This is a genomic window from Mammaliicoccus sp. O-M54, from assembly GCF_022386035.1.
GTDB classification, from domain to species: Bacteria; Bacillota; Bacilli; order Staphylococcales; family Staphylococcaceae; genus Mammaliicoccus; species Mammaliicoccus sciuri_A.
In genome coordinates this window covers 66,660-87,961 of sequence record NZ_JAJNJE010000005.1, presented here as the reverse complement: position 1 = coordinate 87,961, position 21,302 = coordinate 66,660, and the positions used below count along the sequence as shown (strand labels likewise).

General features: G+C 32.4%; 19 protein-coding genes. 16 read left to right on the top strand and 3 right to left on the bottom strand.

Going from position 1 to position 21,302, the window contains the following annotated elements:
* Positions 1-11 precede the first annotated feature (11 nt).
* From LQ673_RS09825 to LQ673_RS09800, 6 genes are read left to right on the top strand one after another with little or no spacing between them, the layout of a single operon-like run.
* Positions 12-1,031 (top strand): Gfo/Idh/MocA family protein, encoded by a 1,020-nt coding sequence (locus LQ673_RS09825; RefSeq protein ID WP_037590350.1) that lies wholly within the window; start codon positions 12-14, stop codon positions 1,029-1,031.
* 10 nt (positions 1,032-1,041) lie between these two features.
* Positions 1,042-1,926, top strand: a complete 885-nt coding sequence (iolE, locus tag LQ673_RS09820) for a myo-inosose-2 dehydratase (RefSeq protein ID WP_037590351.1) — start codon at positions 1,042-1,044, stop codon at positions 1,924-1,926.
* Between the two features lie 54 nt (positions 1,927-1,980).
* The gene (locus tag LQ673_RS09815; RefSeq protein WP_037590352.1) at positions 1,981-3,570 is read left to right on the top strand and encodes a solute:sodium symporter family transporter; all 1,590 of its coding nucleotides are present in this window, start codon (positions 1,981-1,983) and stop codon (positions 3,568-3,570) included.
* A 13-nt stretch (positions 3,571-3,583) separates the two neighbouring features.
* Positions 3,584-4,603 carry an inositol 2-dehydrogenase gene (gene iolG, locus LQ673_RS09810; protein WP_191836116.1) on the top strand — a complete coding sequence of 340 codons (1,020 nt, stop codon included), beginning with the start codon at positions 3,584-3,586 and terminating at the stop codon, positions 4,601-4,603.
* Positions 4,604-4,627: 24 nt separating this feature from the next.
* Complete coding sequence (gene fba, locus LQ673_RS09805) at positions 4,628-5,467, top strand: class II fructose-1,6-bisphosphate aldolase (protein ID WP_037590354.1); 840 nt, start codon at positions 4,628-4,630, stop codon at positions 5,465-5,467.
* A gap of 23 nt (positions 5,468-5,490) precedes the next feature.
* Positions 5,491-5,880 (top strand): tautomerase family protein, encoded by a 390-nt coding sequence (locus LQ673_RS09800; protein WP_191836115.1) that lies wholly within the window; start codon positions 5,491-5,493, stop codon positions 5,878-5,880.
* Positions 5,881-6,452: 572 nt separating this feature from the next.
* Here the strand turns inward: LQ673_RS09800 and LQ673_RS09795 are convergent.
* Entirely contained in the window at positions 6,453-7,064 is a 612-nt protein-coding gene (locus LQ673_RS09795; protein WP_107576715.1) for a LysE/ArgO family amino acid transporter, read from the bottom strand.
* A gap of 96 nt (positions 7,065-7,160) precedes the next feature.
* Here LQ673_RS09795 and LQ673_RS09790 point away from each other — a divergent pair, with 96 nt between their 5' ends.
* On the top strand, positions 7,161-8,600 hold the full coding sequence (locus LQ673_RS09790; RefSeq protein ID WP_191836114.1) for an aminotransferase-like domain-containing protein: 1,440 nt from the start codon (positions 7,161-7,163) through the stop codon (positions 8,598-8,600).
* Between the two features lie 22 nt (positions 8,601-8,622).
* Here the strand turns inward: LQ673_RS09790 and LQ673_RS09785 are convergent, their stop codons facing one another.
* Both LQ673_RS09785 and LQ673_RS09780 read right to left on the bottom strand, forming a co-directional pair.
* A complete protein-coding gene (locus LQ673_RS09785) occupies positions 8,623-9,579 on the bottom strand; it encodes a 2-hydroxyacid dehydrogenase family protein (RefSeq protein ID WP_191836113.1) in 957 nt (318 codons plus the stop codon).
* Between the two features lie 48 nt (positions 9,580-9,627).
* Complete coding sequence (locus LQ673_RS09780) at positions 9,628-10,377, bottom strand: MurR/RpiR family transcriptional regulator (RefSeq protein WP_037590359.1); 750 nt, start codon at positions 10,375-10,377, stop codon at positions 9,628-9,630.
* Positions 10,378-10,527: 150 nt separating this feature from the next.
* Between LQ673_RS09780 and LQ673_RS09775 the strand changes: the two genes are divergently transcribed.
* From LQ673_RS09775 to LQ673_RS09735, 9 genes are all read left to right on the top strand, one after another.
* Positions 10,528-12,105 (top strand): alpha-glucoside-specific PTS transporter subunit IIBC, encoded by a 1,578-nt coding sequence (locus LQ673_RS09775; RefSeq protein ID WP_037590360.1) that lies wholly within the window; start codon positions 10,528-10,530, stop codon positions 12,103-12,105.
* A gap of 20 nt (positions 12,106-12,125) precedes the next feature.
* Positions 12,126-13,451, top strand: a complete 1,326-nt coding sequence (locus LQ673_RS09770) for a 6-phospho-alpha-glucosidase (protein ID WP_191836112.1) — start codon at positions 12,126-12,128, stop codon at positions 13,449-13,451.
* A 185-nt stretch (positions 13,452-13,636) separates the two neighbouring features.
* The gene (locus LQ673_RS09765) at positions 13,637-14,377 is read left to right on the top strand and encodes a GTP pyrophosphokinase (RefSeq protein ID WP_191836111.1); all 741 of its coding nucleotides are present in this window, start codon (positions 13,637-13,639) and stop codon (positions 14,375-14,377) included.
* Positions 14,378-14,495: 118 nt separating this feature from the next.
* Positions 14,496-15,083 (top strand): YdeI/OmpD-associated family protein, encoded by a 588-nt coding sequence (locus LQ673_RS09760; RefSeq protein WP_239705460.1) that lies wholly within the window; start codon positions 14,496-14,498, stop codon positions 15,081-15,083.
* 116 nt (positions 15,084-15,199) lie between these two features.
* On the top strand, positions 15,200-16,276 hold the full coding sequence (locus LQ673_RS09755; protein ID WP_159316173.1) for a M42 family metallopeptidase: 1,077 nt from the start codon (positions 15,200-15,202) through the stop codon (positions 16,274-16,276).
* Positions 16,277-16,699: 423 nt separating this feature from the next.
* Positions 16,700-17,677, top strand: a complete 978-nt coding sequence (gene desA, locus LQ673_RS09750; RefSeq protein WP_275583270.1) for a Delta(5) desaturase DesA — start codon at positions 16,700-16,702, stop codon at positions 17,675-17,677.
* A 473-nt stretch (positions 17,678-18,150) separates the two neighbouring features.
* Complete coding sequence (locus tag LQ673_RS09745) at positions 18,151-19,329, top strand: YbfB/YjiJ family MFS transporter (protein ID WP_239705462.1); 1,179 nt, start codon at positions 18,151-18,153, stop codon at positions 19,327-19,329.
* A gap of 98 nt (positions 19,330-19,427) precedes the next feature.
* A complete protein-coding gene (locus tag LQ673_RS09740) occupies positions 19,428-20,138 on the top strand; it encodes a GntR family transcriptional regulator (RefSeq protein WP_037590368.1) in 711 nt (236 codons plus the stop codon).
* A 55-nt stretch (positions 20,139-20,193) separates the two neighbouring features.
* Positions 20,194-21,294, top strand: coding sequence for an SIS domain-containing protein (locus LQ673_RS09735; protein ID WP_191836110.1), 1,101 nt, complete (start codon positions 20,194-20,196; stop codon positions 21,292-21,294).
* Positions 21,295-21,302: the final 8 nt, after the last annotated feature.

Sequence of the window (21,302 nt, the reverse complement as noted above, 5' to 3'; positions counted from 1 at the left end):
AGATTCATAACATGACAAAAATAAAAATTGGTCAAGTTGGTTTAGGTAGATTAGGAAAAGTGCATGCAGAAAACATTGTTAATCATGTGAAAGGCGCAGAATTATTCGCTGTTGCAAGTGTTGTTGAGCAAGAATTAGCATACGCCAAAGATGAATTAGGTGTAAAAAATTGCTATACATCCTATTCAGAAATGATAGAAAACGATGAGCTAGATGCAGTTGTAATTGTTTCACCAAGTGGATTTCATGCAGTTCAAATTTCACAAGCATTAGATAAAGGTTTGCATGTCTTTTCAGAAAAACCTATTGGACTTGAGTTAGATAATATCAAACAAGTTGTTGAAAAAATAAATAGTCACTCAGACAAAGTGTTTCAGTTAGGTTTTATGCGTAGATTTGATGATTCTTACCAATTTGCTAAAGACGTTGTTCAGAATGGTGAACTAGGTAAAATTACAGCAATGAGATGTTATGGAATTGATCCTAGTGCAGGGTTAGATAGCTTTATTCAATTTGCGAAGAACAGTGCGAGTGGTGGCATATTTTTAGATATGTCGATTCATGATATTGATCTAGTACGCTGGTTCACAGGTTCAGAATTTAAAACTGTTTATTCACTAGGTAATAACATAGCAGCACCTGAATTAACAGAATGTGAAGAATTGGAAACAGGTGCATGTCTGGCAGAATTAGATGACGGTACAATCGCATACTTATTAGCAGGAAGAAATGCACAACATGGATACCATGTTGAAACAGAAATCATAGGAACTGAAGGCATGATAAGAATCGGAAATGCACCTGAGAAAAACTTAGTTACACTTTATGACAAAAACGGCGTCGTTAGACCGACTTCAGGTCATTTTCCTGAACGATTCAAACTAGCATTTATTAATGAAATTAATGCATTTATAGAATCTATCAATAACAATGTTCCTTCATCAATAACAGGTATTGATGGATTGAAAAGTACAGAGGTTGCAATTGCAATGCAAGAATCTTATGAAAAGAAAACAATCATTAAGTTGTGAGGTGAAGTAAATGACTAAAAATATTCGATACGCTTGTGCACCGATAGCTTGGACAAATGATGATATGCCAGAACTAGGGCGTGAAAATTCATTTGAGCAATGTATAAGTGAAATGGCACTCTCTGGGTATGAAGGTACAGAAATTGGTAACAAGTACCCGAAAGATCCTGAAGTTTTGAAATCATATTTGGAACCAAGAGGACTATCAGTCGCAAGTGCATGGTTAAGCTTATATTTAACTTCCGAACCATATGAAGTAACAGAAGAAGCATTTATAAAACATAGAGATTTTTTACATGCATTAGGCGCTAACGTTATTGTTGTGTCAGAACAAGGCAATAGTATTCAAGGAGATTTAACGAAAGCATTATTTAAAGAAAAACCTATATTCACCGAACAAGAATGGCAATTATTAATAGACGGATTAGAGAAGCTAGGACAATTAGCACATGAAAAAGATATGGAAATCGTATACCACCATCACATGGGTACAGGTGTACAAACGACAAAAGAAATAGATGAATTAATGGAAAGAACAAACAAAGATAATGTTTCTCTCTTATTTGATACAGGACACCTTGTCCTTTCTGGCGAAGATCCGATAGACATATTTGAAAGATATGAAGATAGGATAAAACATATTCATTTTAAAGATGTTCGACAAGATGTTAAAGAAGCTGTAGATAAAGAAAGTAGTTGCTTCTTGGATGGTGTAAAAAAAGGTATGTTCACAGTACCTGGAGATGGTGTAATAGATTTTAAACCTATCTTAGATTTAATTTATAAATCTGATTACAGTGGGTGGATTGTAGTTGAAGCTGAACAAGATCCAGCGATTGCAAATCCATTTATATATGCAAAAAAAGCAAAAGAATATATAGCACAATATCAATAAAATTTTAAACAAAATGGTATAGGAGTTAAGGGCTCCTAAAGGGAGAGAATTATCATGAGTATGTTTGCAGCAATTTCATTTGTTTTAGTTGTTATATGTGTCGGTGTATATGCTTACTTACGAAGTAGAAAGATTAATACTCAAGATTCAGATGGATTCTTTATGGGTGGTAGAAGTTTAACAGGTTTTACAATTGCTTCTACAATTATTATGACTAATTTATCTACAGAACAAATAGTTGGTCAAAATGGTCAAAGTTTCGTTGCAGGTATGGAAGTTATGGCATGGGAAGTAACATCATCAGTAGCCATTGTAATATTAGCACTTGTCTTTTTACCTAGATATTTTAGGTATGGTGTAGATACAATATCAGATTTTATTGAAATGAGATTTGATACTTTCACGAAACGACTCGTATCTTTATTATTCATATTTACTTATGTTGTTTCATTCTTACCAGTTGTCTTATATTCTGGTGCACTAGTGTTTAATAAAATTTTCAATGTAAGTGAAATGCTAAATATAAGCGATATGACTGCAGTTATTTTAATATCAACAGTAATAGGTATAGTAGGAATTATATACTTATTCATAGGTGGATTATCTTTAAGTGCACATAGTGATTCTATCTACGGTGTCGGTTTAATTATAGGTGGACTTGCTATACCAACTTTAGGTCTCATTATTTTTGGAGATGGAAACTTCTTACACGGGTTTGATAAAGTGGTTCAGAACACGCCGGAAAAACTCAATTCACTGGGTGCGATTGATTCTAAGATAGTACCATGGCCAACGTTGTTCTTTGGTATGTTCTTCAACAATTTATTCTTCTGGTGTACTAACCAAATGATTGTTCAAAAAGCACTTGCTGGTAAAAGTTTAAAAGAAGCACAAAAGGGTGCTATGTATGTAGGTACATTTAAAATTTTTGGTGCTTTATTCTTAGTATTTCCAGGTGTATTAGCATTCAATATGTTAGGAGACAAAGTTACAAATCCTGATAATGCTTATCCAATGCTAGTTAATGAAGTATTACCAGAATGGGCATATGGTCTATTTGGAGCAGTTATTTTTGGTGCTATTCTAAGTTCGTTTGTTGGATCTTTAAATAGTACAGCAACTTTGTTCTCTTTAGACTTTTATAAATCAATTATCAACAAAGAAGCTAGTAATAAACAAGTATCAAGAATTGGTAGATTGGTTACAGTATTAGTAGGTGTAATTGTTGTAATAATTGCACCAATGATTTCTCTGTTCCCACAAGGTTTATATGCAGTTGTACAAGAGTTTAATGGTATTTATAACATGCCACTTTTAGTACTTGTATTGGTAGGATTTTTTGTAAAACGTACATCACAGCTTGGCGCTAAAGTGATGTTTATTTTACACATTGTATTGTATGCGCTTTCAAAAGTTTTGATTACAGAAATACATTTCTTATATGTATTAAGTGTACTATTCTTTGTAGATTTACTTATAGTGATGTTATTCAATAAATGGAAACCATCTGATGAGTTTGATTTCAGTGTAAATTACGCAAAAGTAGATATCACACCATGGAAACATAGATATTTAGTAGGTGGTATTATCATATTTGTAGTTATTGGCACATACGTATTATTCTCACCACTCGGATTAGCATAGGAGGAAGAAAAATATGACACTAACATTCGGAGTAATTGGAGCAGGTAGAATTGGCCAATTACATATAAATTATTTAAGAACACATAAAGATGTAAATATTAAGTGGATTTCAGACTTATATTGCGACAAGATGGAAGATTGGATCAAAAAAGCAGGAATAGAAAATAAAACTAAGGATCATATGGATATTATTAATGATCCTGAGGTAGATGCAGTAGTAATATGTTCACCTACCGATACGCATGTAGATATCATTAAAGAAGCTAGTGCAAAAGGAAAGCACATCTTCTGCGAGAAACCGATTAGTTTGTCTATTGATGAAGCAAAAATTGCATTAGAAGCGGTAAAACAATCAAATGTGAAACTGCAAATGGGCTTTAATAGACGTTTTGATAAAAACTTCAAAGAGTTAAGAGATATTTTAAATAAAGGTGAACTTGGTAATATTCAAACATTAAGGATTACTTCAAGAGACCCAGAGCCACCACCAGTAGAATATATTAAACGCTCAGGTGGGCTTTTCATGGATATGATGATTCATGACTTTGATATGGCAAGATATTTAATGCAATCTGAAATAACAGAAGTGTATGCAACTGGTGGTGCACTTGTAAATCCTGAAATTGCTCAATATGATGATATCGATACAGCACTTGTAACACTTAAATTCGAAAATGGCTCAATGGCCATGATTGAAAACTGTAGAAGAAGTGTATATGGATATGATCAACGAGTTGAAGTATTGGGTGATAAAGGTGCAATTGATGTAGGTAATGAACAAACAACGACATTAAATTATCATAGAGCTGAAGGAATATCTAAAGACAATCCGCCATACTTCTTCTTAGAACGTTATAGTGACGCTTATAAAGTAGAAATGGATGGATTTATTGAAGCTATCTTAAATGACACTGAAGTAATTTGTTCAATAGAAGATGGCTATAAAGCTCAAGAAATTGCTGTGAAATGTAAAGAGTCGTTACTATCAAATGAACCTAAGTCGCTATTAAATAAACAATCAAAGACACTTTAAAAAAGGAAGGTGGAACGTTATAGAATGAATACATTTATACACAAAGCAAAGACAGAACATTATGCTATTCCACAAATTAATGTTAACGGATTAATATGGATTGAATGTATTTTAAAAGTTGCTGAGAAAACACGTTCCCCCATTATTTTAGGAACGACAGATAAAATTATAGACTTTTTAGGTGGGTATGATTTTATCTGTAAAACAATCAGAAATAAAATAGAGTCAATGAATATAACAGTACCAGTAATTATACATCTAGATCACGGTTTAACTGTTGAAGGGTGTAAGAAAGCAGTAGATGCTGGTTATGATTCTGTTATGTTTGATGGGTCTAAATTACCAATTGAAGAAAATATAGAACTTACCAAACAAGTAGTAGAATATGCACATAAAAATAACGTGATTGTAGAAGGTGAAGTTGGAGCAATTGGTGGAAACGAAGACGGTGTCATAGGAAATGTACAATATGCGAAGTTAGAAGATTGTATAAACTTAGCACAAAAAGCACATATAGATACATTGGCACCAGCACTCGGGTCAGTACATGGTAAATATAAAGGTGAACCTAATTTAGGATTTAAAGAAATGAAAGAAATTCAAGAAACAATTGATATACCTTTAGTATTACATGGTGCATCAGGTATATCAGACGAAGATTTAGTGAAAGCGATAAAATTAGGTCACGCAAAAATTAACTTTAATACAGAAATAAATATTGCGTGGAGTAATGAACTTAGAGAAGTATTAACTAATGATAAGAGTTTGTTTAATCCACAGCAAATCTTGAATCCAAGTAAAAAAGCAATCGAACGAACAGTTGAATCAATTATTTATAAATGCCAATCTAATGGCAAAGTATAATTAGACGATAAGTGGTGGATAATATGCCTTTAATGAAAATAGATATAATAAAAGGAAGAAAAAAGAGTGAAATCAAACAAATATTAGATATAGCATATGAAACAATGTTAACTGCATTTGATGCGCCAATAGGTGATAGATATCAAATAGTTACGCAACATGAAGATTATGAGATGGAAATATTAGATACTGGATTAGGTGTAGAGCGAACAGAGGGTGTTATAATTTTCACGATTATTACAAGACCAAGAACCCAACAACAAAAAGTACAGTTCTATAGAGAAGTTGTAAATGAGTTGCATGACAAATTAAATATAAGAAAAGAAGACGTTATGTTTAGTATAGTCGAGAATACAGATGAAGATTGGAGTTTCTTCAAAGGAGAAGCACAATTTTTGAATGGAACTTTATAAAAAGTTAAACATAATGATGAAATTCTACTTTTTTAATAAATGCTGACACTGATTAATAAATTAGTGCCAGCATTTATTTTGTTTAAACTAATCTAACGCTCAAGAATCGTAAACAAGATCGTTAGAAATTCTAACGCTCAAGAAAGTAAAACAAGATCTTTAGCGGTCAATAAATTTTAAAAAATGCGAGGAAACGAGGCGCTAATGATCAAGAGTCGAAAACAAGATCGTTAGAAATTCTAACGCTCAAGAAAGTGAAACAAGATCGTTAGCGGTCAATAAATTTTAAAAAATGCGCAAAAACGGGGCGCTAACGCTCAAGACTCGCAAACAAGATCGTTAGAAATTCTAACGCTCAAGAAAGTGAAACAAGATCGTTAGCGGTCAATAAATTTTAAAAAATGCGTGAAAACGGGGCGCTAACGCTCAAGACTCGCAAACAAGATCGTTAGAAATTCTAACGTTCAAGAAAACGAAACAAGATCGTTAGCGGTCAATAAATTTTAAAAATACGCGAAAATGAGCCCCACAACCCCCACCTTAAATCCCAACCAAAACATTTTTACCTCATTCTACATATTGATTATATTTTTAATAATGAGTGCTGCGACGAATAAGATGATGATGCTTGATACTCTATTCAATATGATGATAAATTTACCTGATTTATCAAACATGCCGACTTGTTTACCTGCTATAGCGAGTCCGAAGAACCAGAACCAAGAGATAAAGATTGTTGCTACTGTAAATCCGACTTTTTCATACCCTGAATATAGTGATGCACTTGTACCGATAACACCGACTGTATCCATAATGGCGTGTGGATTGAGTAATGATACAGATAGTGCAAAGCTGATTTGTTTTTTAGCTGATATTGCTAAGTCTGAACCATTGCTTGATGATTTTTCGTTCCATAACGTCCAAGCCATATACAATAGAAAAATTAATCCAACGATATATATGATTAATTGCAGTGATGGATAATGATTTAAGATAAGTGATACGCCAAACACCGCAAGTAATATGAGTAATGTGTCACATAGACCAGCTGTAATAACAACAGGTAAAGCTTTATTTAAGCTTTTATGATTTGCGCCTTGATTAAAAACAAATATATTTTGAGCACCTAATGGTAAAATTAAACCGAGTGCTAATAAAAGACCGTGGATGACTGCTTGAAACATTTGATTGAACCTCCTTTTTGTATAGTATAAAAGAAATAAGCTACAATGAAATCATCCAGAATTAAATTTATGCCCAACCAGATTGGAGTTACATTTATGGAAAAACCTATCTACCAAAAAATTATAGATGATATGTTAAGAGATATTAATAATGGTCAATTAGAAGTTGGTATGAAAATACCTTCGCAAAGAGCTTTAACACAAAAGTATGGTGTAAATAGATCAACAATTGTACATGTGATTGATATTTTGAAAAGTTATGGCGTGCTTGAAAGTAAGGAAAGAAAAGGGATATATGTTTCGAAAAATAAATGGAATGAGTATGTGAGTAATAATTTGAATTGGCAAGATTATATAGGTAATAGTATTAACCAGAACAATCAATATTATATTAGAGAAATTAATCGATGCGAATTTATACCTGACATGGTGAGATTAGGGACGGGTGAACTTTCGCCAGAATTAATACCTAATGATGCATTTCATGAAATCATTTCTAAAGATTTAAGTCGTCAATTGACTTCAAATTACGAAGCACCTAAAGGGAATATTCAGTTGAGACAACAAGTTAAAGAACTAGTTAAAAAAAGAGGTATTGAGTGTAGTGTAGAAGAAATTTGTATCACTTCTGGTGCATTACAAGGTTTGAAGTTGATAGCTGATGGATTATTAATCCCCAAATCAAAAATTATCGTTGAAACACCATCTTATATCAATTCAATTAGAACGTGGCACAAAATCCATTCCAAAATGATTCCATTATCAATTGATTATATAAGAAATAATATTCAGGCGATTTTTAAAGAAGATGAAGATTACAGTAATAGTATATTTTATTGTAATCCTACATTGCACAATCCTACATCACACACATATACATTGAAAGAAAAGGAACAAATCCTTGAACAGTGTAAAGCAAAGGGTATACCTGTTGTGGAAGATGATATTTATAGTGAGCTATGGTTTGAAGGTCCGATTCCTAAATCTATGAAAGAGCTTGATACAAGTCATAATGTGCTGTACTTAGGAAGTCTATCTAAAACAGTTAGTCCCGGCCTCAGAATAGGGTGGTTAATTGGTAACGAACGGGTCATTAATCATTTAGCAGATTTAAAAATGCAAAATGACTATGGTGCAAGTTCGATTTCTCAATTTATAGCTACTAAATGGTTAGCACATTACCATGAGACACATATTGAAGACATTAAATGTAATTTAAAAAGACGCAAAGATATGATGGAAGATGCTTTAACAGAATCTTTCTCAGATATTGGTAGATGGTCTAAAGTAGAAGGGTCTTTCTATATATGGTTCAAATTTAATGAAAGTATTGATTTAAAAAGGTTATTCCAACTGGCCATAGAGGAAGGGTTACTCATTCATCCAGGGGAGATATATTCAGAAAAAGAAAAGCATAGTTTAAGATTTTCTTATTCATATATTGATGAACATGATATAAAAGAAAGTATTTATAAATTAAGAACGATCATCGATAAAGAAAACTTGTTAAATAAAAGAAAATCCTCGGACTCTTAATATGAGTGCGAGGATCTTTTTATTATTTATTCACAATGTAGTCTGGTGTACCACCTTGTAGTTTCTTAATCGTATTATTTGCGACGATTCTTGCCATTTCATCACGTGCTTCAAATGTAGCATTTCCGATGTGCGGTGTTATCACGACATTGTCCATTGTTTTAAGTGCATCTGTAATTTCTGGTTCAAATTCAAATACATCTAATGCAGCACCTTCGATTGTTTTAGATTGTAGAGCTTCAACTAAAGCTTGTTCATCAACGATAGGTCCGCGAGATGCGTTAATAATATATGCTGTATCTTTCATTTTTTCAAAAGTATCTTTATTGAATAAATGATGTAAATCATCAGAGTAGGCAGCATTAATTGTAATGAAATCTGCTTGTTCTAACATCTCATCAAGACTGACGTAAGTAGCCCCTAATGAAGCTTCTTGTTCTGGCTTTCTATGTGGTCCAGTATAAAGGATGTTCATGTCAAAACCTTTGGCACGTCTAGCAACAGCAGAACCTATTTCACCAAGTCCAACTATGCCGATAGTCTTACCGGAGACTTCCCTACCTCTAAAGAATAATGGTGCCCAACCGTTGAATCCAGTTGTTCTACAAAGTTGATCGCCTTCAGCAATTCTTCTAGATACGGCAAGTAAAATGCCAATCGTTAAATCTGCTGTAGCATTTGTTGAGGCTTTTGGTGTATTTGTAACATCTATTCCTTTTTCTCTCGCATATTTAACGTCAATGTTATTGAAACCAGCACCATAATTTGCGATGATTTTTAAGTTTGGTGCTTGATCAATAATTTCTTTATCGATATTTGTAGATAGTGGACTAATAATTGCATCTACGTCTGTTACTTTTTGAAGTAAAGTATCTTTCGTAATTAATTGATCCCCTTCAAAGACTTCTACTTCAAAATGTTCTTGTAGCATTTCTAATCCTTCTGTTGGAATTTCTCCAGTTATGAATACTTTATTCATGATGTAACCTCCTATAGAACTTTTCATCGTTTATATGATAATTATACCCTAATGAGCAAGTTTCCATTCACTGAATTTACGTACGATGACTTCAAAAGCAATGTGATACGGTAAGAAGCTGGAATAAGAAGTTTGATTAAATAATTCTATCGGTGAACTATTAACATATATATTGTAGCTCGCATTCTGAGCTAAATAGTTATCCTTTAATGTTGTAATAGAAATATAACTAATATTTCGTGTATGCATAATTTCGACGTTCTCTCTTAAGTGTGATGTTTCGCCTGATAATGAAATGATGAAAATTAAATCATCTTTATTCATTTGATTCATAGCGATTTTAAGTTCATTCTCGTCGTTAATAACCATTACTCTTTTATTGATAGAAAGAAAGTGTCGTTGAGCATCACGTGCAACGTTTAATTGTGCGACACCTGTACCATATATGTAGATATAAGGCGCTTGATTGATTTGTTCGCTTATATAATCAAAGTCGATCATTTTTAAATGTTTCATAGTTTGTTGTAAATCTTGCTCTAAACTTTCAATGATATCTGTCGATGGTTTAGATGTTTGTCTATTTAATTTAATGTAAGCTTTAAAATCACTATAACCATCAAAGCCAAGTTTGCGAGCGAGTCGGTGAATAGAAGAAATTGAAGTGTGTGATATATCGGCGATTTCTTGTATTTTTAATCGATGAATCAAGTGAATATTTTGATTAATCATTTGTATGATATGTATATCGTTGTCATTAAGTTGTTGATAATGTTCATTAATCAGTTTATCCAAAATCATTATAATCCTCCATTCGAAGTGAAAAAATTTTCATGTTATGAAAATATAATCTAAGTTTACTATGTGATTTCTATTTACGTCAAACCTATTGGCAAATGTAAGCGCTTCCTATATTGTTGAGATAAATTGATGAGGAAAAGGGGTTAAAATATGAATGCAATTAAACGATTTGGTAGTGCCATGATTGTTCCGGTATTACTATTTGCATTTTTTGGTATTGTTGTAGGATTTGCAACATTATTTAAAAATCCAAATATTATGGGTTCAATAGCTGAAGATGGCACAATGTGGTTTAAAATTTGGAGTTTAATTGAAGCGGGTGGTTGGACAATATTCAACCATATGGAGCTAGCGTTTGTGATTGGACTTCCAATCTCACTTGCTAAAAAAGCTCAAGGTAGAGCAACACTAGCAGCTTTAATGATTTATTTAGTATTTAACAATTTTATTAATGCAATTTTAACCCTTTGGCCAAAGACGTTCGGTGTAGATTTATCAAAGGGTGTTGAAAATTTAACGGGTGTAAAAGAAATAGCTGGTATTCCAACATTAGACACAAGTATTATTGGTGCAATTTTCATATCAGCAATTGTTATTTGGATACATAATCGTTTCTATGATAAGAAATTACCTGAAATGGTTGGTATTTTCCAAGGTCTACCATACGTTGTTATCATTGGATTCTTTGTTATGATCCCAATCGCTTTTATCGTATGTGCGGTATGGCCAACAGTACAAGCAGGTATCGGTTCATTACAAGGTGTTATGTTGAAATCAGGATTTGTAGGGGTTTGGCTATTCCACTTCTTAGAAAGAATATTGATTCCTACAGGGTTACATCATTTCATATACACACCATTTGAATATGGACCTGCAGCGGTCAACGGTGGATTGAAACCTTATTGGATTCAACACTTAACAGAATTCTCAAATTCTGCTAAATCTCTTAAAGAACTTTATCCATATGGATTCTTGTTACAAGGTAACATTAAAATATTTGGTTGTTTAGGTATTGCGTTAGCGATGTACGCTTCAACACCGAAAGAGAACAAGAAAAAAGTCTTAGCATTAGTATTACCAGCTGGATTAACAGCAATTTTCGCAGGTATTACAGAACCATTAGAGTTTACGTTCTTATTTATAGCACCATACTTATTCTTAATTCATGCATTATTAGGTGCGACAATGGTTACAATTATGTACCTATTTGGTGTAGTGGGTATTCAAGGTGGTGGTGCGATAGAAATCGCGGCTATAAACTGGATTCCATTATTCTCTAATCACGGTATGACTTACGTTGCACAATTTATCATTGGTATCATCTTTGTTGTCATTTACTTCTTTGTATTTAAGTTTATTATTGAGAAATTTAATGTACCATTACCTGGACGTGTGCCTGATGATGGAGAAGCTAAGCTTTATACGAAAGAAGATTATAAATCTAAGAAAGCAAGTGCTGATACACAAATGGATGACAATGCATCAGAATATGATACGAAAGCTATTTATTTCTTAGAAGGATTAGGTGGCAAAGACAATATTAAAGACGTTACAAATTGTGCGACACGATTAAGGGTAACGGTTAAAGATCCAAGTTTAGTAAAAGATAATGACTATTTCACACATAATCAAATGGCACATGGTGTAGCGAAAAGTGGTACAAATGTTCAAGTAATTGTGGGACTTAGTGTACCTCAAGTAAGAGATTCATTTGAAACGATGATATAAATATATGGAGGTCATAAATAATGAAGAAATTTAACATCACAATAGCAGGTGGCGGAAGTACATTTACGCCAGGTATTATATTAATGTTACTGGACCATTTAGAAGATTTTCCGATTGATACGATTAAACTATACGACAATGATGGTGATAGACAACAAACCATTGCGGATGCTTGTAAAATACTTCTTAGTGAAAGAGCGCCTGGTGTTAAGTTACTGGCGAGTACGGATCCTAAAACAGCTTTTGAAAATGTAGATTTCGTTATGGCACACATACGTGTTGGTAAATATGCGATGAGAGAACAAGATGAGAAGATTCCATTGAAACACGGTGTAGTTGGACAAGAAACGTGCGGACCTGGTGGGATATCTTATGGTATGCGTTCTATTACAGGCGTACTAGAAATTGTAGATTATATGGAACAATATTCACCAGATGCTTGGATGTTAAATTATTCAAACCCAGCAGCAATTGTAGCTGAAGCAACTCGAAAATTAAGACCTCACTCTAAAATTTTAAATATTTGTGATATGCCAATCGGTATTGAAGAACTGATGGCAACAAATATTGGGCTGAAATCTAGAAAAGAAATGGTCGTTAAATATTATGGTTTAAATCACTTCGGTTGGTGGACAGATATAAGAGATAAGTCAGGTAATGATTTAATGCCAAGTATCATTAAACACGTTGAACAATTTGGGTATTCGACTGATACGGGCAGCGATATTGAACAAGAAGCAAGTTGGAATGACACGTTCAAGAAAGCACGTGATGTACAAGCGCTTGATAAAGATACGTTACCTAACACATATTTAAAATATTACTTCTTCCCTGATTATGTTGTGGAACATTCAAACAAAGACTATACAAGAGCAAATGAAGTAATGGCAGGACGAGAAAAATTTGTGTTCGGCGAATGTCAAAAAATTATTGCTCAAGGCACAGCTAAAGGAACGGAATTAACAATAGATGAACATGCATCTTATATCGTAGACTTAGCAAGAGCGATTGCGTTTAATACGAAAGAAAGAATGTTAATGATTGTTGAGAATAAAGGTGCCATTTCAAACTTTGAACCAACAGCGATGGTTGAAATTCCATGTTTAGTTGGTAGCGAAGGTCCAGAACCATTATCAGTTGGTGAAATCCCAAGATTCCAAAAAAGTTTAATGGAACAACAAGTAGGTGTTGAGAAATTAACAGTTGAAGCTTATGAAGAACAATCTTATCAAAAACTATGGCAAGCACTAACGTTATCTCGCACAGTTCCGAGTGCATCAGTAGCTAAAGATATACTAGATGACCTTATTGAAGCAAATAAAGAATACTGGCCAGAATTGAAATAGTATTGAGAAATATATTTGTATTTATAAGCGTGCAAGGCTTACGAGTCTTGCGCGTTTTTCTTTGTCTTACAAACGTTTAAGAACAATCAATCGTATATCGACTTTCTTTAATCGCAAACTTTTAAATGATATAATTAGATGAAGTGATATATATTTTTTATTTAAAAATATAAGGGAGCATATCTATGTATATAGAAAGAAAACCAACAATCAATTTAGCAGAATTAAAGAAGGAATTTACGAATAATATAGGTGAAATTGAATATGCGCAGTCTTCTGAACAAGCGCTAGAAGAGTTGTTTAATTTTGTAGAACTACAACATCAATATGCTGCAGCTTTAGAAGAAATCGGGACAAAGTTGAAAATATTGGACGATGAATTCCAAGTTGCTTATAAACATAATCCAATTCACCATATGGAAAAGCGTGTTAAAGAATTTCCAAGTCTTATTAAGAAATTAAGACGCAAAGGATTTCCTTTAAATGCGAATTCAGCAAAAGAGAATATTCAAGATATCGCGGGAATAAGAGTGATTTGTAATTATCTAGAAGATGTCTATACAATTGAAAAATTATTACTTAGACAAACAGACGTAAAATTATTAAAAAGAAAAGACTATATAGAAAATCCTAAAATGAATGGATATAAAAGTTTACATTTAGTTGTATCTATTCCTGTATTTTTAGCAGAAAGTGTTCAAATGATACCTGTTGAAATTCAAATTCGTACAATTGGAATGGATATGTGGGCAAGCTTGGAACATAAATTAAGATATAAGAATTCTCATGTATCTACTGAACAATATGAAGAAAAGTTAAAAGAATGTTCAATAGAAATAACAAATGTAGAACGCAAAATGCAAGAAATGAATGATGAAATTTATCATGATACGAATAAAAGTATGATAAAAATAGACAAAAATTAATACATTAGTCACAAAGAAGAGCAGGAATTTCTTATATTTAAGGATATCTGCTCTTTTTTAATCATTTAGTATATAATAAATTAAAATCATTCAGGAAATAATATTGAGGAGTGAAAAAATGGAGAAAAATCCTAAAGTTGAAGCTTTTATGCAACGTGAAAAAAAGTGGAAAGATGAATTTGAACTATTAAGAGAAATTATACGTGAATGTGATTTAGAAGAAGATTATAAGTGGATGCATCCATGTTATACATTGAAAGGTAAGAATGTTGTATTGATACATGGATTTAAAGAATATTGCGCACTTTTATTTCATAAAGGTTCATTACTTAAAGATACTGAAAAAATATTGATTCAACAAACGAAAAATGTTCAAGCCGCTAGACAATTGAGATTTACCAATGTAGATCAGATTAAAGAACAACGAGATATTATTAAATCTTATGTTGAAGAAGCAATCGAGCTTGAAAAATCAGGTGCTAAAGTAGAATTAAAGAAAACAGAAGAATATGAAATGCCAGTTGAACTACAAGAACAACTTGATCAAAATAGTAACTTAAAAGAAGCTTTCTATAATTTGACACCAGGAAGACAGCGACAATATATTTATTATATTAGCCAAGCAAAGCGTCCAGCAACACGCGTTAGTCGAGTAGAAAAATATATCGATCATATATTGGACGGCAAAGGGCTAAATGATGAGTGAAGGTAATGATTTGTTTAAAATCCTGAAAAATCAATTAAATTAAAACTTTGTTTGATACATTTTTTAAATAGAATGATATAGTAAAAGTGTTAATTAATTTTAAGGGGGATTTTTTTGTGGCAGATTCAGTAAAATTATTAAAAACACTTACAGATATTAATGGTATTTCGGGATTTGAGTATAATGTTAAATCTAAAATGAAAGAATACTTAGAACCTGTAAGTGATGAAATTATTGAAGATAATCTAGGTGGTATTTTCGGGAAAAAGAACGCTAAAAATGGTTCTAAAACAATTTTAATAGCGGGTCACTTAGATGAAATTGGATTTATGGTTACACGTATCGATGAAGATGGTTACATTAAATTCACAACAATTGGTGGATGGTGGAACCAAGTGATGCTTTCACAAAAAGTAACGATTACTACAGATGAAGGTAAAGAAATTAGAGGTATTATTGGTTCTAAACCTCCACATGTGTTAAGTCCAGAAGAACGTAAAAAACCTGTCGACGTTAAAGACATGTTTATTGATATAGGTGTTGATAATAAAGAAGCGGTTGAAGGCTTAGGTATTGAAATCGGCAATATGGTGACGCCTTATTCTGAGTTTGAAACTTTAGGTGATGGAAACTACTTAACAGCAAAAGCATTCGACAACAGATTCGGTTGTGCGTTAAGTGTTGATGTATTAAATGAACTTAAAGATGATGAGCTTGGTATAAACTTAGTTTCAGGTGCAACTGTACAAGAAGAAGTTGGTTTACGTGGTGCGAAAGTTGCTGCAAACAAAATTAAGCCAGATTTATCTATCGCAGTGGACGTAGGTATTGCTTATGATACACCAGGAATGAAAGGGCAAGATCACGAAACGAAATTAGGTAACGGACCACTTGTATTGTTAATGGACGGTACGAATATCGGTCACGTTGGATTTAGAAAATTTATCAAAAACGTAGCAAAAGAAAAAGGCATTGATGTGCAATGGGATAACATAACAGGTGGCGGAACAGATGCAGGTAGTATTCACGTAGCAAACGAAGGTACACCAACAATCTCAATCGGCGTTCCATTACGTTATATGCATTCAAACGTATCAATCCTTCATAAAGAAGACTACTTAAACGCAGTAAAATTAGTAGCTGAAATCGTAAAAGCATTAAACGATGAAACAGTTAAAAATATTATGTGGTAAGGAATCGTAAAGAATAAAAAAAGATATATCTTAAACATGAGACAAATCAAATTGAATAACAATTTGGTTTCTCTTTTGTTTACGGAGAGAATGAGGTATGAAGATGCCTGACATTTATCAATTGGATTATGACCATCAAAATAATATTTCTTTCAAAAAAGTAGAAATAAATTTTTAGTAAAAGTCATTGTTACCAACTGTTATGACCAAGTTATAATTTGTTATTATAATAAAATAAATTTTAGTAGTATAGTAATCGTTTTATTGGGTTTATTTTTTGTTTGTAAAGCTTGTAAATATGCTATATCATGATTAATAGAGATGGAAGTACTTGATTCATTCAAGTGCTTCTTTTTTTTATATTTATTGAATAAAAAGGAAGTGTAAATCATCGAAAAAGAAAAGAAAAAGTTACTTCGAAAAATGGTTAAACCATTTGAAAATAACAATTTAAAGAAGAGTACAATTCAAATTATAAACACAATCATCCCATTAATTGCGCTTATTGTTGTTGGCTTGGTAAGTTATCAATTACATTGGTCATTATCGATCCTATGTGGTGTATTGGCATCTGGTTTTATTATTAGAACATTTATCATTTTTCACGATTGTTGCCACGGATCATTTTTGAGTAAGAAAAAGAACAATGATTTGTTAGGAAATATAACTGGGCTATTAACATTCTTCCCATATGAAAAGTGGAGAAGAGAGCATATTATACATCATACGAGTAGCGGGAATTTAGAAAAACGTGGTATTGGTGATATTTGGGTCATGACAATTGAAGAATATCATGAAGCTTCAAAATTCACTCAATTTAAATATAGAATGTATAGACATCCGTTTGTGATGTTTATTTTAGGACCAATATTCCTTATGTTTATTTCAAATAGAATGAATGCTAAAGATGCGAAAGCTAAAGAAAAACGTAACACTTGGTTGCATAATATAATCTTGCTAGTTCTTTATGTAGGTATTTTCTTTATTGTAGGTGCCGTTCCATTTGTACTTGTATTTCTACCAATGTTGTTTATTGCAGGTATGTTAGGTATTTGGTTATTTTATATTCAACATACATTTGAAGATTCATATTTCGAAGAATCATCAGAGTGGGATTATGTAAAAGCCGCTATAGAAGGCAGTTCATATTATAAATTACCAAAAGTATTCCAATGGATGACAGGGAACATTGGCTACCATCACGTTCATCATTTAAGTCCAAGAATTCCAAACTATCAATTAGAACAAGCACACGAAAAGACACCACCATTACATCACGCAACAACCATAACAATTAAAGAGAGTTTAGAATCACTGAAATATAAATTATATGACGAGAAAAATAAATGCTTCATTACTTTTAAAGAATATACATTAAGATTTAAGAGAACACACGCGTAAAAGTAATGATTTGAAACGGGACATTGAGCATGTCCCGTTTTTTTATGAGCAAGTTTGGTAAGAAGTGCAAATACTGAGGTCGTTATTAGCAAGTTTGGCTGAAGGTGCAAATACTGAGGTCGTTATTAGCAGTTTTGGTGAGAAGTGCAAATACTAGTGCTGTTATTAGCAGTTTTGGTGAGAAGTGCAAATACTAGTGCTGTTTTTAGCAAGTTTGGTAAGAAGTGCAAATAAGGATACCAGTAATTACAATTCTTAGTAGTTTTGTAATTAAGGATGCCCATAGTAACACTTCAGCCGAGTTTTGTAACTAACACCTCCGTTATGAACAAGTTTGGGCGAAAGTGTTCATAAGAACCCGCAACAACCCTCATCACACTCATCCTCCATATCTTTCTCCTATAAATTCATCTTGTATATTAATACTATGAGGAGGATAATAATGTTTAAATATAGAAAATGAGGTGCATAAATTGTCAGCAAATAAAGCATATAAACAATTACTACTAGGAATGTTATCACTATTTATTGTCATGGCAATTGGGCGATTTTCGTACACGCCTATTTTACCTTTTATGCAAAAGGCGACTCATTTAACAAACGAAAATGCTGGTTTACTGGCTACGGTCAATTACTTAGGATATTTAATTGGTGCGATGATTCCGACCTTTTTAATTATTAAAAGTAAAGTCGTAGATTTAAAAATTTATTTATTAATCAATATTATCTCTGTTCTATTGATGGGTGTTACACAAGGTTTTCTTGTATGGAATATTTTGAGATTCATTGCTGGTATAACAAGTGGTACTGTATTTGTGTTAGCTTCAAATGTTGTGCTCGAGTCTTTAAATAAAGGCGGGAAATCTCATTTATCTGGATTTTTATATAGTGGTGTAGGGATTGGTATCTTTACAAGTAGTATATTTATTCAAATTTATACGGATTATAATACTTGGGCATCAACATGGATTATCTTAGGTATCGCTTCATTGGTACTAGGTTTTATTGTTATATTCTTTATGAAAGAAATTAAAGAACCTGTTAACTTAAAACAAAAGACAATACATATAAATGATCAAAATAGCACATTATATACAAAATGGTTTATGGTATGTTTCTCAATTGCTTATTTGTTAGAAGGTGCAGGATATATTGTCACAGGTACGTTCTTAGTTGCGATTGTTGAATCAATTCCTGATTTAAAAGAATATGCAGCCCTTAGTTGGATGTTTGTGGGTATGGCAGCAATACCGTCATGTGTATTATGGTCTATTTTAGGCAATAAAATTGGATTTATTAAAGCGATATATTTAGCATTCATTCTTCAAATTATTGGCGTGATTTTACCAGTGTTTTCGCATAATATTATAAGTTTAGTCATAAGTTCATGTCTGTTTGGTGGGACATTCTTAGGCTTAACGACTTTATTTATGTCGCGTGGCCAGCTTATGAGTGCTGTCTCAGGAAGAAATTTAGTCGCTTTACTAACATTTATCTATAGTCTCGGACAAGTTGTGGCACCTTATTTTGCAGGTATTCTTATCGGAAGTTCTAATAACTATAATGGTGCGTTGATATTTGCCTCTTCATTATTAATACTCGCTCTTGTCGCAATATTTATGAGCATAAGACCGTATCGACCTAAAAGTTAGAGTAGTGGAAATATACAATTTTATAAAGCGTTTACATTTTAAGGAGAATGATTTATAATTAAAACTGGTTATAACCAGTTGGAATAGGAATGATTGAGATGTTAAAAAATACACATTTATATTATCAAGTTTACACAAAGATTAAAGATAAGATTATTTCTGGTGAATACAAAGAAGGCGACAAGTTACCGTCAGAACGAAAGCTTTGCGATGAATATGATGTTAGCAGAATTACAATTAGAGAAGCGCTAGATAACTTAGAAGCGGAAAGCTTAATTCAAAGAGAACATGGTAAAGGGTCTTTTGTATTAGGTAATCAATATAATCAGAAGATGAATAATCTTTATAGTTTCAAAGATGAAGTTGAAAAAAGCGGCGACAAAGCAAGTACAAAGGTGTTAAGTATTCAAAGAATACAGCCAAGTATCTATATCCAAGAAAAAATGCAGCTCAAATCATTTCAAGAAGTGTATGAACTTAAAAGGTTAAGATTAGCCAATGATAAACCGTTAGTGTTTGAGACTAGTTACTTACCTTTAAAGAATTGCGAAGGGTTAGATCGATTTGATTTTAATGAAGTTTCATTATATGAAACATTAAATACGCATTACCATATTCAAATCAATCATGCTTATGAAACATTAACAGCAAAAAATATAACTAAAGAACAAGCGCAACATTTAGAAAAGCATGTTAATGATCCATGTATGTTTATAGAAAGATATAGTTTTGTAAATGATGAGATTATTGAGTACACAGAGAGTGTTACAAGCGGTAAAGACTATAAGTACACAGTAGACTTAATATAGTCTTTATATATATAAACTGGTTATGACAACATTACCAATATTGGAGGGGAAAGTATTGTTAAACACAACGGACACATATTCAGAGATAAAACAACAACCTGAAATGTGGCAATTAACAGAAGAGATTATTAAAGATATTAAATCAGATTTTGACAAATTCATTAAAGATATAGAGGAAAACGTAACTGGGAAGTTAAAGGTACTATTTACGGGAGCAGGGTCATCAGCATATGTCGGAGATATTTTAAGAACAGCAATTGATACGAAACATATGCCTAAGTGGGATTTTGAATCTGTGCCAACGACACACTTTGTGACGAGTCCTGAAGCGTATATAGATTCAGAAACGACGTATTTAATTGTATCATTTGCTAGATCTGGTAATAGTCCTGAAACGAAAGCAACGATTGATTTAGTCGAACAATTATCAGATAACGTACATCATTTATTTATCACAAATAATAAAAGTGGTTATTTAGCAACTGAAGAAAGTTTAAAACATGTTTTTAAAGTGATTCTACCTAAACAAACAAATGATAAATCATTAGCAATGACATCAAGCTTTTCTTCAATGCTTGTCGCAGGTTATTTATTATTTAATGGATCGATTACGAATGGCTTTTATGATACTGCAGATTCGCTATTTGAATATTTGGAAGAACTAGCAGATCAAACATTACAAAAATCATTTGAAAAAGTATTCTACGTAGGAACTGGTTTGTTAGGTGAACTTACTAAAGAAGTTAGCTTGAAATTAAACGAACTAACAGGCGGTCATGTTGAGATTGCTAGAGAAACGACATTAGGATTTAGACATGGTCCAAAAGCAGGACTAAAGAAAGGGTCTATTTTTATATTGCTTAGAAGTAATGAAACGTATAAACGTGACTATGAAAGTGACTTATTAAATGAAGTGAACAAAGTTAAAGATAAGTATCAGTTGCTTATCTTAGATGGTCAATCTTCAGATGAAAGTACACAAATACCGAATATCGAGGATTATAACGACTTTGAAATAGGGCTGATTTATTTAATGTTTGGTCAATTATTAGCAAGTAAAAAATCTGTCGAACTTGGCTTGAATCCTGATAATCCGAGTCCAGATGGCTTTATCAATCGTGTTGTTAAAGGGGTAACAATATATTCATATAGCTAAAGGGTGAG

Excerpts from the sequence above, each read along its gene's own strand:
- LQ673_RS09825 (WP_037590350.1), top strand. The coding sequence starts at position 12 with ATGACAAAAATAAAAATTGGTCAAGTTGGTTTAGGTAGATTAGGAAAA.
- iolE (WP_037590351.1), top strand. The coding sequence starts at position 1,042 with ATGACTAAAAATATTCGATACGCTTGTGCACCGATAGCTTGGACAAAT.
- LQ673_RS09815 (WP_037590352.1), top strand. The coding sequence starts at position 1,981 with ATGAGTATGTTTGCAGCAATTTCATTTGTTTTAGTTGTTATATGTGTC.
- iolG (WP_191836116.1), top strand. The coding sequence starts at position 3,584 with ATGACACTAACATTCGGAGTAATTGGAGCAGGTAGAATTGGCCAATTA.
- fba (WP_037590354.1), top strand. The coding sequence starts at position 4,628 with ATGAATACATTTATACACAAAGCAAAGACAGAACATTATGCTATTCCA.
- LQ673_RS09800 (WP_191836115.1), top strand. The coding sequence starts at position 5,491 with ATGCCTTTAATGAAAATAGATATAATAAAAGGAAGAAAAAAGAGTGAA.
- LQ673_RS09795 (WP_107576715.1), bottom strand. The coding sequence starts at position 7,064 with ATGTTTCAAGCAGTCATCCACGGTCTTTTATTAGCACTCGGTTTAATT.
- LQ673_RS09790 (WP_191836114.1), top strand. The coding sequence starts at position 7,161 with ATGGAAAAACCTATCTACCAAAAAATTATAGATGATATGTTAAGAGAT.
- LQ673_RS09785 (WP_191836113.1), bottom strand. The coding sequence starts at position 9,579 with ATGAATAAAGTATTCATAACTGGAGAAATTCCAACAGAAGGATTAGAA.
- LQ673_RS09780 (WP_037590359.1), bottom strand. The coding sequence starts at position 10,377 with ATGATTTTGGATAAACTGATTAATGAACATTATCAACAACTTAATGAC.
- LQ673_RS09775 (WP_037590360.1), top strand. The coding sequence starts at position 10,528 with ATGAATGCAATTAAACGATTTGGTAGTGCCATGATTGTTCCGGTATTA.
- LQ673_RS09770 (WP_191836112.1), top strand. The coding sequence starts at position 12,126 with ATGAAGAAATTTAACATCACAATAGCAGGTGGCGGAAGTACATTTACG.
- LQ673_RS09765 (WP_191836111.1), top strand. The coding sequence starts at position 13,637 with ATGTATATAGAAAGAAAACCAACAATCAATTTAGCAGAATTAAAGAAG.
- LQ673_RS09760 (WP_239705460.1), top strand. The coding sequence starts at position 14,496 with ATGGAGAAAAATCCTAAAGTTGAAGCTTTTATGCAACGTGAAAAAAAG.
- desA (WP_275583270.1), top strand. The coding sequence starts at position 16,700 with ATGGTTAAACCATTTGAAAATAACAATTTAAAGAAGAGTACAATTCAA.
- LQ673_RS09740 (WP_037590368.1), top strand. The coding sequence starts at position 19,428 with ATGTTAAAAAATACACATTTATATTATCAAGTTTACACAAAGATTAAA.